This window comes from Bacillus sp. FSL M8-0077 (assembly GCF_038050255.1).
Taxonomy (GTDB): Bacteria; Bacillota; Bacilli; order Bacillales; family Bacillaceae; genus Bacillus; species Bacillus altitudinis.
The window spans coordinates 1,453,018-1,465,001 of record NZ_JBBPAF010000001.1 but is presented as its reverse complement, the minus strand read 5'-3'; the positions used below and the strand labels follow the sequence as shown (position 1 = coordinate 1,465,001).

Here is an 11,984-nt window from a genome sequence, read left to right as displayed (position 1 = left end):
TTCTCACTCCTATATGCCTAGCAGTCTTGCTAGTAATGAATTGGCTACTTTTTCATCATTTGTCCCATGGATTAATACACGTCCTCCTTTAAAACAAACGATACGGTGTCTTTCATAGCGTATATGAATTAAAAAATCGTTCACTTCCACCTCACAAATAGAGGACAGACGCTCTTTTACATGCTGAAATGAAAGGTTTTCTAAATCCTTCGATATGATTTGAACGGTGTCACGTCCGCAAAGAACCGCTGTTTTTTTGCGCTGTTCCTGTAAATATGGATACGTTCTATTTGTGCCGCAAGAAGGACAGCTCTCCTGCTTCGTACGAGATACACCCATTTTAAACGAAGACGACTGCCACAAATCAAATGTGACAAACTTTCGCTCCATTTGCTCTTCATGCCCTGTTAAATATTTTAATGCCTCTGTTTGCTGATAAGCCGACACCATTTGGACAGCAGGAGAAATAATACCAGCTGTATCACATGTCAAACCCCCAACAGGCATTGAGGTAAACACACAGGATAAGCAAGGTGTTTTGCCCGGCAAAATGGTCATATACATTCCCTGACTGCTCACACAGGCACCGTAAATCCAAGGCGTATTTGTTTCTAAAGATAAGTCATTCATCACCATTCTTGTCTCAAAATTATCAGTCGCATCAATGACGATATTTGCTTTTCGAAATAAGGGTCTTAACAGCCCTACTCCTGCATCTTCAATAATGGCGTGTATGGTCACTTCATGGTTGATCTCTTGGAGACGTTTTTTAGCTGCTGCCGCTTTTGGTACATGCATCTTTGCATCGTGTTCAGTGTACAGCTGCTGCCGCTGTAAATTTGAGAATTCGACATAATCACGATCTATAATCGTCAAAGTGCCAATTCCTGACCGGACAAGCCCTTCAGCAGACGCTGTTCCAAGTGCACCAGCTCCAACAATAAGGACATGACTTTCGGCCAGCGCAGACTGCCCTTTTTTCCCTACCGGAGGGAACAAGATTTGCCTTGAATATCGCTCGTTCAATATTGTTCTCTCCTCCTCGTTTTTATGTATCATATCATACCGTTTTCAGGTAAATCGCTTCTTTTATTGATATTATGAAATTCATTTGGTGCCACGTTCAGTTCGTCGGCTAGAACAACCTGGACGTGAAGTTTTTGTAGTAAGTCTTTGATAGCTAATTGATTCTCTTGTAAACACGCAGAAATAAACGGAAGACTGCGGCGGTGATAAAGCGCAAATAACGGCTGTAATCTTCCCTGCACCATCGGGACAACAGCATCTACATGGTCATGGCAATAAGAAGATAAGGCGATGGCTGTCTTTTTTCGTATAAATGGCATATCACATGCCGTCACTAAATACCACTCTGCTTCTTGCTTTTGCATAGCGGTATAAATTCCTGCAAGCGGGCCATACCCGCGCACCTTTTCATTGTCTAACCAAACAGCTTGTTCCCCTCTTGCTTTGAAAAAGGGCAGAAGCTCCGGGTGACTGATGATGATGGTTTCCCCTTTCAAAAGCTGCTCTTTCACATGTTCATATAGTGGTTTCCCCTGATAGACATGACTTGCCTTTGGCTCTCCAAAACGTCTAGAAGCACCTCCAGCTAGTATGACATTCACTATACTCATCATCTCATCCCCTTTGATATGGCTGTTCTAATCGCTCTCTTTTCGCATACTTTATTGATAACATGAATAAGGAGGGTCTACCTATGAACCGGCGCCATGCTTCTCCCCTATTCCATGATCTGTCTCAAGAAAATCTATTTTTAAAAGCTGAAACGGCCAAATATCAACAGATGATTTCAGATTTACAGTCCACGTATACGTATGCTAAAAACAAGAAGCTATCTCAAGAATATCATGAGATGAAAAAGGATTTCACTCAATTAAAACAACAATTGGATGAAATGACCATTGATCAAGACCACGCATCGTCTAAAATACAGGATCTCTCTTATAGCAAATCGGAATTATTACATAAAATCGTCCTTCTTCATGAAATGCTGCAAAAGGAAACCTATCATAGACGAAAAGAAACAGAGGAAAAGCACCGATTGCATTTGAAGGTTGTAAAATATAAGGAAATGTCTCAGCAACTACATGAGCGGTTACTAGACCAAGATAAACGGCTTGCAAAAGAGGAGAAAAAAGGAAATACTTTATCCGCTGTGATTGAAAAATTGCAGCAAACTCTAGGCGATAAAAACGCAGAGCTTCATTTATTACAAGAAGGCGTTCGGCATCTACAGGAGCGCTTTTATGAAACACAAGAAAATTTACTGCAAATTGAAAAAGCAAAAGAAGCCATTTTTTATGAAACGCTCACAAGCTATCAAAAACAGTTAGCCGAAAGCGAAGAATGGATCGCTTCTCATTTTGCTGATATCGATCAGTCAGCCCAAACAAATGCCGAGCCGTTCTCACAAGAGCCTATTTTGCAAACAACCGAAGAAATAGGACCGATTTTGAAGGAACTAAACGAACAAGTAGAAACGCTCCAGGCAAAAGTTGATGCGGTGCAGCGGAGTGGAGAGGTCATGACAGTGAAGATCGATGGATTTAAAAAACAGCGCGACAACATGCCCAAAGAACGAAAGATTGTCTATACAGTTGATCAAAAAAAGTGATCCGTTCATCACGTACGCAAGAAAAAACTGCTGGCATTTACGCCCAGCAGTTTCTTTTTTATTTATTCGTCTTCTGTTTGAATGTCGCCTTCTAAAATATACTGTCCGCGATAAGGTTTCTTCACTTCTGGGTACATTTTAATTAAGCTTTGCATAAACGTTGTCATATTTGGAATTTCAAGACCGCTCTCTTTTTCAATCTCTTTTTGAAGTTCAGAGCTTTTAATCGCCGCATTATGACGCTTTAATGTTTTGATTGCAGCTTCACGAAGCTTAGCTGCCTTTGATCCAGGTCTAGCTGTACCTCTTCTTCGTCTTGTAGATCCTTCAGGAATACCTACAGGTGCACCATTTAGCTGACCTGTTCCTAAAGATGATGTAACGTTTGACTGCGTTTGCGTAGGCTGCTGGTAGCTTCTCATTTCTTGTGCAGCCAGCTCAGCTAATACAGGCAATGAATCCGTTTTTCTCTCTGTCCGCACTTCTTTTTTTGTATCTGTGACGAGACCTGTACCTTGACGGTCTAATTCTCTTAGTTTTGCGTAAATCGCATCTCGTTCAATTTGATATTCACGGATGACCTTTACTTCTGCTTCGTTTAATTGTTCCAATCGTAAACGTAACGCTTCCCTCTCATTAAACAATGGATTTCCCCCTCATCATATAAAAAATATTCTATAGTAAATATTAGATTAGAAAACTAATTTTATCAACTATTTTTTTATCATTTTACAGTTTGCTATCAGATAGGTATTTTCAACTAAAATTTTGCCAAAGAAGAAAAATCGGCACCCATTTCATTGCCACTATAGGCTTTTGACCACCTTTAAAATAATGTAAAATTTTTGAATAAATGCTTATACTACTTGATTTATATAGTTATTTACCAAACTGAAATTTCTTTTGTGCAAAAACGTTCTGAATAGTAAAAAGTTAAAATCTTTACATTTTCATTTCAAAATTAAAATGTAAATAGGTCATAATACCTTTTTGTTTCAGGAATTTTTTTTAATGAAATTCCTCATTTTCTCTTTTCTTAGGCATTCCACCTACAATCAAATTCATCCAGTGCAATATGTCTCCTATTTTTCCCCATGAAAAAACCCCCATTCATGGGGGGAAAACCTATTCTGCAGCCTTTTCAGACTCAGAAAGAACTCGATTGACGCGTTTTTCAAGCATTTTCATACCGCTTCCGCCAGCTTGGAAGTGGCGTAAAGCACCTGTTTTATCGAATACATAATAAGCTGGTACATATTCGTTCTCAAATGCTTCTGTTAGTTTATGGTCGCTGTCTACAAAGATTGGCTGTGTGATTTCATGCTCTTTCGCAACCTCTTTGATTTTTTCTAGATCTAGGTCATCCTCTGAACGTGGCATATGAACTGCGATCACGTTTAGTTGATCCTTGTATTCATCACGGAATTGGTTCACTTGTGGCATCGCCTCTTTACAAAGATGACAGCTAACTGACCAGAAGTGAATCAATGTTGGTTTATCACCAATTAATTCTTCTTTTGATACTTCTCCATTTAACCATTCTTTTGCACCAGTTAGTTCTGGCATTGGTTGACGTAATTTCATTTTGAAGCGCCTCCATCCATTGTATGTCTTGAAACAAAAAGGTCTAACATCAGTTAGACCCCAGCGTGTAGACAAACCTTCGCATTCTTTGTCAGTCCTGCGTGCTGGAGCTCACGAATGTAAAATTCGCTCCGCACCAGTACTCGTCCTTCCTACACTGCAAAGGTTTTCTATCACGCTGAAAAGAAGACAAAGGGCTAAAATAAACAACATTTTAGCCCTTTGTCAACAATCTGAAGGTCTAACATCAGTTAGATTGTTTCTTCAACTATCAATTAAAGTGTTTTTTGACCAGGTTTCCAGTTCGCTGGGCAAAGTCCACCAGTTTGTAATGCTTGAAGAACACGTAATGTCTCATCTACATCACGACCGATATTGTTGTGGAATACTGTTTGATATTGAAGTTCGCCTTCTGGGTTAATGATGAATAGACCACGAAGTGCAATTCCTTCTTCTTCAATTAAAACACCGTATTCTCTAGATACTGTGTGGTTTGTGTCAGCAGCTAGTGGGTATTTTAATTCTCCAAGACCATTGTCTTTACGATCTGTGTTGATCCAAGCAAGATGCGTATGGATTGTATCAGTAGATACACCAATGATTTCTGCATCTAAATCTTCGAACTCATCATAACGATCGCTCATTGCTGTAATTTCAGTTGGACAAACAAATGTGAAATCCATTGGATAGAAGAAAAGAACTGTCCATTTGTCATTCTTCATGTTTTCCTCTAAACTAACTTTACCAAATTCCTTATTAGCAAGTACTGCTTCCATTTCAAAACGTGGAGCTTGTTTTCCTACAAAACGCTCTGCCATATGTAAATCCCTCCAAAATAATATCTTTATACAGACTTCTTTGCTGTATATAAAATGAGAATCAATAGGTTAAATTCTCATTTAGTTAATAACTTCACAAATATAATTATAATACTTAAGCGATTTTTAGTCAATATTAATTAATAATAAATTTAATTAACGATTTGTCACAATCTCTCGCTCCAACTATTAAAAGTTTAACATGACTTGCATAAGGGAACAAATGATTAGCTTCTCATTTCGCACATACATAGAAAGGTTTTGAAGATCATGAAAGCACTTGAACAAGTAGATTGGGTTTCCATCATCATGAATATCAGTATGATTTCGCTAAAACTCATTGCTATTTTTGTGATTTATTTTATCATCAGAGCGATTGGAAACAAGATGATTAAGCGTGCCTATTCAGCATTCTCTGAGAAGCACGATGTCTCTTTATCACGAGCTCAGACGCTGCAAAGTCTCACTTTAAATATCTTCGCCTACTTGCTGATATTTATTCTAGTTGTTATGATCCTCGACTTATTTCATTATAACCCAACCGCCTTGCTGGCTGGCGCAGGTGTTGTAGGACTGGCCATTGGATTTGGCGCTCAGGGATTAGTGAGTGATATTGTGACAGGATTCTTTATCCTGCTGGAAAAACAATTTGATGTCGGCGAGTATATAACGGTTGCTGGTTTTGATGGGATCGTTGAACAAATTGGACTGAGGACAACACAGCTTCGAAGCTTTGATGGCACTCTTCATTTCATTCCGAACCGAAGTATACTCAATGTTAGTAATCATTCACGAGGGACGATGCAGGCACTCGTTGATATCGAATTATCCCCAGATGAAAATGTGGATCAGATGATCACCACTTTGCAGGCAGCCTGTGATGAAGTTCGTGAGAGCATGCCGCAAATCATCGAAGGTCCTCAAGTTGTTGGAGTGGAGGCTTTTGGCTCCTCATCACTCGTCCTTCGTATCATTGCAAAAACTGAAACGATGGAGCAGTGGCGTGTCGAACGAATTCTGCGCAAAAAAATGAAAGAAGCACTCGATCTAGACAAAGAGCAAAAAGAACCAGGATCATAATACCCTGGTTCTTTTCTGTTAGTTTTATTGAACGCGCTGTTCTACTTCTTGACAAATTTCATCAGCTGTCATACCTGACGCTGTAATGACAGATGCCTTTGTCGTTGTGTCTGAAATGCCAAGAACATTTGAATCTAACCCTGTGACCACATAACAGTCACACTGATCCATTTGCTGTTCATTTTGAATACGTACGACATCATACCCTTTTTGCTTCAAAAGTTCTTCTACATCGGATAAAGATGGTTCTACACCAATTCTTGTCATAATCAAGAACACCTCCTGTTCATAAGGTGTACAGGAGACCATTTGATTATTCATTCACCTGCTTGCTTTTTAAAATAAGCCGTCATAACGTTTACAGCTGTTTCAATCGCATTTTCATCAGGAGTAAGTTTTGCATGGTGCAGACCATATTCTGAATCTACCCCTAGCCAAAACATGAACCCAGGATATTTTTTCAGCATGTAGCCGAAATCTTCTCCTGTCATCGCTTCTCTGCATTCAATGACATTCGCAAGCCCTTCTTCGGCTACATATGACATAAAATCCTCTGTCAAATCCTTTGTATTGTCCACTTCGTAATAAGATGACGGGTATCGAACTGTTGCCTTGCATTCGTAACCAATTTCAATGCCCTTTGCAAGTGCTTCAATTCGTTTTCTCACCTTTTCCATAGACTCTGGCGAGAGCGTGCGAATGGTTCCGTCAAGCTTTGCGTGCTGCGCAATGATATTTTGAGCAGTTCCTCCTGTAATCGTGCCAACTGTAATAACTGCACTATCAAGAGGGTCTACATTACGTGAAATCACCGATTGCAGCTGCCCTACAAGTGAACTTGCAGCCACCACCATATCATTTGCTAAATGAGGGTAAGCGGCATGCCCGCCTTTTCCTTCAAGATCGATTACAAGCTCACTTGTATTAGCAAATAATAGGCCCGGCTTGGTTGCAATCGTGCCGACTGGATATTCAGGTGCAATATGCAGCGCTGTAATAAAGTCTGGCGTCCACTTTTTTAGAACATCACTTGCAAGCATTGGTTCAGCTCCGCCTGGCCCTTCTTCTGCCGGTTGGAAAATAAATAGCAGATCTTCTTTGATTGGCTGATGCACGAAATGATCAATGATACCAAGAGCAATGGTCATATGAAGATCATGTCCACATGCATGCATGTTGCCTTCATGTACGGATTGAAATGGATAGCCCGTTTCTTCAGGGATAGATAATCCGTCCATATCTGCACGATACGCAAAGACGCGCGTAGGATTTGTCCCTTTTACTTTCACAAAAATTCCAGTCCGCCATGTTTCCATCTCGATTCGATCTGTTGGGTACGATTCGAGATGCTTGATGAGATAAGCTTGTGTTTTAAATTCCTTAAAACCAAGCTCAGGAATTTGGTGCAAATCTCTTCGAATGGATATTAATTGCTCACGATTTAACAAGTGAACTCGCTTCCTTTCCTGTATACGAATAAGACGTGGATATATCATCCACGTCTATGTCTTCAGCTGCGAATTGTGTCAATTAAAGCTGACGCAGTTCTTGTTTGATTTCAGTTTTACCTTTTGTTTTTTCATCAATGTCTTTGATTTTCTTTGCAGGTGTACCTGCTACAACCGTGTAAGGCTCGACATCATTCACAACGATCGCTCCAGCTGCTACAACCGCACCTTTCCCAATGGTCACACCTTCTAAAACAACAGCGTTTGCACCGATGACAACATCATCTTCTACTACAACTGGCTTGGCAGAAGGCGGCTCAATGACACCTGCAAGAACAGATCCCGCACCGATATGACAGTTCTTACCTACTGTCGCACGGCCGCCAAGAACGACGTTCATATCAATCATCGTACCTTCACCGATGACTGAACCGATATTAATAGAAGCACCCATCATGATGACTGCATTATCGCCAATTTCCACTTGATCACGAATGATTGCACCTGGCTCAATACGTGCTTTGATGTTTTTCAAATCCAACATAGGAATCGCAGAGTTACGACGGTCATTTTCCACGACAACATCTTCAATTTTGTCTTTGTTTGATGCTAGAGCTTCTTGAATTTCGCTCCACTCACCGAAGACAACACCGGTGCTGCCTGTGATAAATGTTTTTGCATGTTCACCAAATTCAATACCTTCTAAGTCACCTTTAATGTAGACTTTAACAGGTGTTGATTTTGTACTATTTTGAATAAATGAAATAATTTCATTAGCGTCCATTTGTTTCATGTATGTATGTCCTCCTCTTAATTTATACTTCATTACTGTACCAAAGGAGAGTTTTAATGACAAGTGAAAGAATTGTCTTCGCCTTGGCAAATAAAACAAGCGGGCCTCTTTAACCCGCTTCTTGCTGGTGAAGATGAACAAATTGTCTACCAAAAGAAATCAATTCCTCTTCCTCGTTTCCTTCTGGATTCAGCTCAATTTTGATAGATGGCAGGACGATATCACCGCCCAGCTCCTTCACTTTTTCTTCAATTAAATCCACAGCTCCGCAAAAATGTTCATAAGATGTATCTCCAGAGCCAAATACAGCAAATGCTTTACCCGTCAAATCAAGCTCTTCCATGTCCTCATATAGATCAATAAAATCATCTGGAAGATCACCATCTCCCCAAGTATATGCACCTAACAGAATGTGTGAGTAATCATGAAGAAGTTCAGCATCTATATCCATCGCTTCATGCCGGTCCACGCTAGCCCCTGCTTCCTTTAATCCCTTTTCGATTAAATCAGCCATTGCTTCTGTATTTCCTGACATTGTGGCATACACCAATAAAACTTTTTTCGTCACTTTTTCTTCCTCCTTATTAATGAATCAGTGCAGGTTCCTCATAAGGCATGACAAACTTACTTTCATATAAACCTGCACAGAAAAAATTCTCATTTTGATTGGCAACACGAAAACCGTGCCCTTTGATCGTATCAAACCACTTGAGCTCTTTTTGCTCTATATCAAGCTGATACACTTTAGAAAAACCATGCTCGTCCTGTGAGGTGGTCACATACACAATGCCATTATCCTCTGACACATCCAAAAATGATTCCTCTCGCGCAAAAGCTTGTGATTGAATATCATGCAGCATATTTGTATGTAAGTCTAAAATTTGAACAGACCCTCTTTTTCCTTTTTTAGAGCCCAGCGCACAGACAAGGAGGTGTTCCCCGCAAAGCAGCATAGAAGCAGTCATTCGATGCTCTTCTCTGTTTAGGAGAAAAACCTGTTCACTTTGCAAGTCATACACCCATATTCCTCCATGCACCTCATGAATCTGCGTGCCAATATAAAGATAATCGCCCGCTACACATAATGAACGAATCACAGGGGGCTGATTCACATGAGCAAATGGCTTCATAATTTCCCAGGAAATTCCGAAATCGGTTGACACATAAATACTATGCTTTCCATGTGCGCATACAAACCCATCTTTGCGTCCTGTAATAGACCAAACAACTGCATTTGTCGGAAATGATGATAACGCCCAAGTATGGCCCTCATCCCCTGATCGTATGACAGTTCCATTTTCACCAACACCGAACAAATAAGGTCCAATATAACTGATAGCGTGGATTTTATGCTTGAGCTTAAAAAGCTGCTGCCATCCGCCCTCCACACTGTAATGGAAAATACCTTCTCGTTTGACAGCAACAAAGTAGCCGCCACTTTTAGACGCAGCAACAGCTGTCGCACCTTTATGAAACATGATTTTCAACTCTTTTCTCAGACAATGATGCCCACGTTAAAAAGCTCGTTGCAAACTCCTCACAGCACGCCACATCTTCATCTGTATCTGGCGCAAGTTCCATTTTCAATGTTTCAGGAAATACCGATGCACCTGTCGATTTCAGCATGTCATGAAAGGTATGAACAGCCTCGCAAAACTTTGGATAACTGTAATCGCCTGATCCAAATACCGCCGCTTTGATGTGACTAAGTTCAAGAGCTGAGACCTCTTCATAAAAATCCTCAGCTTCATAAGGTAGATCACCGTCACCCCATGTATAAGAACCGATCAAAACATAATCGTATGAAGAAAGATCTTCTGCGCTTATGTCGTCAAATTCCATCATTTCTGTGTCTATTCCTTTTCCTTCAAGCGTTTGTTTTAAGATCGCTGCCATATCTTCCGTATTGCCAGACATACTCGCAAATGCAATTAGTGCTTTCATCTATTGGTCACCTCATCTAAATGATAATCATTTTCAATTATTATATGTACACTTTAAATGATAATGATTTTCATTGTCAAATGTTTTATGAAAAGGTGTTGTTCAAAATAAACATGACGTACATAAAAAAACCGCTCATTCCAATTGGAAGGCGGTTTTAACTGATCATCACCCTATCTCTTTGTGATGTACTCTTTTTTTATTTCTGAATAAAATATGGACCACAATCAGTTTCGTGCGTCATCACAAATGTCCAATTTTCTTCCCAATCCATGACATACAGATCGCTATAGTCCATATGTCCGTCTGTATATGGCAATTCCTTCACTGACAGTTCATTCGCGTTTTTAAACAGATACGCTTCTTGAGCAAATTGATAAAAAATAGTACATGTATGCTTTGATTGCTGATGAAAGGCATTTATCGCTGCCTCTTTTTCAAGGCATTCAACTTTTCCCCAGCTGCATAAGTGCCATAGGAAGCCATCCATCCCAATCTCTTTTTGTTCTTCTAATGAAAGATGACTTGCAAAACGTCTACGCCATCTCTCGCGTAAATAAGTTCCCCACTTCGGTATATCCATCTTCTTTATTTGTTGATTTCTCATCATTTCTTCCAGCTTTCTGCTTTTTCAGTATGTATCAGGCAAATCTATTAAAAACCCAATCAAACCTCTTATCCTAAAAAAGCACCTCCTCTTCCAGAAGGTACTTACACTGCCTCACTTTCAAGCATTTCTTTCACCACACCAACAAATGCTTGAACCTGTTTTAACTGAAAAGAGGCTTCATATCCTAACAGCCATGTGTCACGTCCAATTTGCTCTCCATTTGCGTCTACGAGCGGAGTTTTGTGTACACTTTTTTCATGGTCATATAAGGTGACCGAAGGCAAAATGGCATAGCCGATACCGTGATAGGCCATTTGTTTACATGTCTCAATCTGGTCTACAAGAATCGTCTGCTTTGGCGACACTTTAAACTTTTGATGCCACCAGTGCTGAATTTCTTGATAATAGGTGCTATCACTTTTAAATTGAATAAACGGGCGTTCTGTCTCAATTAACTCATCCACGTCCTTGATGACAGAATCGACTAAATATAAATGATCGGTCATTAAGTATTCCTTTGTGCCCTTCCAATCAGGATTCCCGCGAATGATGCCAATGTGCACATGGTCTTCATACAGACTTTTAAGCATCTCACTGCTCCAGCCGGTCACAAGGGACACTTTGGCATTTGGGTATTTCTCGACATACCGCTTTAACACCTTTGGCAGCCAGTGCTGACCAATAATGGACGCAACCGCAAGCTTGAGTGTACCGTGTATGTCTCCTTCAAGCTCATCAATTCTCTCTCGCACTCGATCCTGCTCAGTCGTGACCTCTTTGGCGAATTGAATAATCTGTTCACCGGCTGAAGTCACTGTCAGGCCTTTTTGTGAACGAAAAAAGATTTTGGTTCCCCACTCTTTTTCAATCGTTTGCAGCCTTTGAGATAAGGCAGGCTGAGAGACAAAGAGCCGCTCTGAAGCCTTTCTCATATTCAATTCTTCACTAAGTACAACAAGCATATGTAACTCTTGAAGCTGCATGAACGCCCTCCTTCTCTTGATAAGTTTTTCTTATTCTATATGGTCATTATATAAATAATAGCTTATGAAGGCAAAAAAAATAAGCT

15 protein-coding genes are annotated in these 11,984 nt (G+C 40.1%); 2 read left to right on the top strand and 13 right to left on the bottom strand.

Annotated elements, in window-relative coordinates; genetic code table 11:
* Positions 1 to 9: 9 nt before the first annotated feature.
* Together NST57_RS07525 and NST57_RS07520 are read right to left on the bottom strand one after the other, a co-directional pair.
* Positions 10 to 1,026 (bottom strand): MoeB/ThiF family adenylyltransferase, encoded by a 1,017-nt coding sequence (locus NST57_RS07525; protein WP_142154923.1) that lies wholly within the window; start codon positions 1,024 to 1,026, stop codon positions 10 to 12.
* 29 nt (positions 1,027 to 1,055) lie between these two features.
* The gene (locus NST57_RS07520; RefSeq protein ID WP_341298343.1) at positions 1,056 to 1,637 is read right to left on the bottom strand and encodes a molybdenum cofactor guanylyltransferase; all 582 of its coding nucleotides are present in this window, start codon (positions 1,635 to 1,637) and stop codon (positions 1,056 to 1,058) included.
* Positions 1,638 to 1,720: 83 nt separating this feature from the next.
* On the opposite strand from NST57_RS07520, the gene NST57_RS07515 reads away from it, so the two are divergent.
* Positions 1,721 to 2,638: a sigmaE regulated sporulation protein gene (locus NST57_RS07515; RefSeq protein WP_341298342.1), complete on the top strand. Its 918-nt coding sequence runs from the start codon at positions 1,721 to 1,723 to the stop codon at positions 2,636 to 2,638.
* Positions 2,639 to 2,700: 62 nt separating this feature from the next.
* Here NST57_RS07515 and NST57_RS07510 read toward each other — a convergent pair whose 3' ends face one another.
* The 3 genes from NST57_RS07510 to ahpA form a co-directional block, all read right to left on the bottom strand.
* Positions 2,701 to 3,282 (bottom strand): Rok-like winged helix domain-containing protein, encoded by a 582-nt coding sequence (locus NST57_RS07510; RefSeq protein WP_142154920.1) that lies wholly within the window; start codon positions 3,280 to 3,282, stop codon positions 2,701 to 2,703.
* A gap of 481 nt (positions 3,283 to 3,763) precedes the next feature.
* Complete coding sequence (locus tag NST57_RS07505) at positions 3,764 to 4,222, bottom strand: redoxin domain-containing protein (protein WP_142154919.1); 459 nt, start codon at positions 4,220 to 4,222, stop codon at positions 3,764 to 3,766.
* A gap of 275 nt (positions 4,223 to 4,497) precedes the next feature.
* Complete coding sequence (gene ahpA / locus NST57_RS07500; RefSeq protein ID WP_003211758.1) at positions 4,498 to 5,040, bottom strand: biofilm-specific peroxidase AhpA; 543 nt, start codon at positions 5,038 to 5,040, stop codon at positions 4,498 to 4,500.
* A 270-nt stretch (positions 5,041 to 5,310) separates the two neighbouring features.
* Between ahpA and NST57_RS07495 the strand changes: the two genes are divergently transcribed.
* Positions 5,311 to 6,120: a mechanosensitive ion channel family protein gene (locus NST57_RS07495; RefSeq protein ID WP_341298341.1), complete on the top strand. Its 810-nt coding sequence runs from the start codon at positions 5,311 to 5,313 to the stop codon at positions 6,118 to 6,120.
* Between the two features lie 24 nt (positions 6,121 to 6,144).
* Here NST57_RS07495 and NST57_RS07490 read toward each other — a convergent pair whose 3' ends face one another.
* From NST57_RS07490 to NST57_RS07455, 8 genes are all read right to left on the bottom strand, one after another.
* Positions 6,145 to 6,387, bottom strand: a complete 243-nt coding sequence (locus tag NST57_RS07490; protein ID WP_003211408.1) for a YkuS family protein — start codon at positions 6,385 to 6,387, stop codon at positions 6,145 to 6,147.
* Between the two features lie 50 nt (positions 6,388 to 6,437).
* Positions 6,438 to 7,616: an amidohydrolase gene (locus tag NST57_RS07485; protein ID WP_142154917.1), complete on the bottom strand. Its 1,179-nt coding sequence runs from the start codon at positions 7,614 to 7,616 to the stop codon at positions 6,438 to 6,440.
* A 34-nt stretch (positions 7,617 to 7,650) separates the two neighbouring features.
* Entirely contained in the window at positions 7,651 to 8,361 is a 711-nt protein-coding gene (gene dapD / locus NST57_RS07480) for a 2,3,4,5-tetrahydropyridine-2,6-dicarboxylate N-acetyltransferase (protein ID WP_142154916.1), read from the bottom strand.
* 109 nt (positions 8,362 to 8,470) lie between these two features.
* On the bottom strand, positions 8,471 to 8,896 hold the full coding sequence (locus NST57_RS07475; RefSeq protein ID WP_341299198.1) for a flavodoxin: 426 nt from the start codon (positions 8,894 to 8,896) through the stop codon (positions 8,471 to 8,473).
* A gap of 49 nt (positions 8,897 to 8,945) precedes the next feature.
* Complete coding sequence (locus NST57_RS07470) at positions 8,946 to 9,839, bottom strand: exo-alpha-sialidase (protein ID WP_142154914.1); 894 nt, start codon at positions 9,837 to 9,839, stop codon at positions 8,946 to 8,948.
* Positions 9,829 to 10,305 (bottom strand): flavodoxin, encoded by a 477-nt coding sequence (locus NST57_RS07465; RefSeq protein ID WP_341298340.1) that lies wholly within the window; start codon positions 10,303 to 10,305, stop codon positions 9,829 to 9,831. The genes NST57_RS07470 and NST57_RS07465 overlap by 11 nt, the downstream gene beginning before the upstream one ends.
* 199 nt (positions 10,306 to 10,504) lie before the next feature.
* Positions 10,505 to 10,912: a DUF4275 family protein gene (locus NST57_RS07460; RefSeq protein WP_341298339.1), complete on the bottom strand. Its 408-nt coding sequence runs from the start codon at positions 10,910 to 10,912 to the stop codon at positions 10,505 to 10,507.
* A 104-nt stretch (positions 10,913 to 11,016) separates the two neighbouring features.
* A complete protein-coding gene (locus NST57_RS07455; protein WP_007498669.1) occupies positions 11,017 to 11,898 on the bottom strand; it encodes a LysR family transcriptional regulator in 882 nt (293 codons plus the stop codon).
* Positions 11,899 to 11,984: the final 86 nt, after the last annotated feature.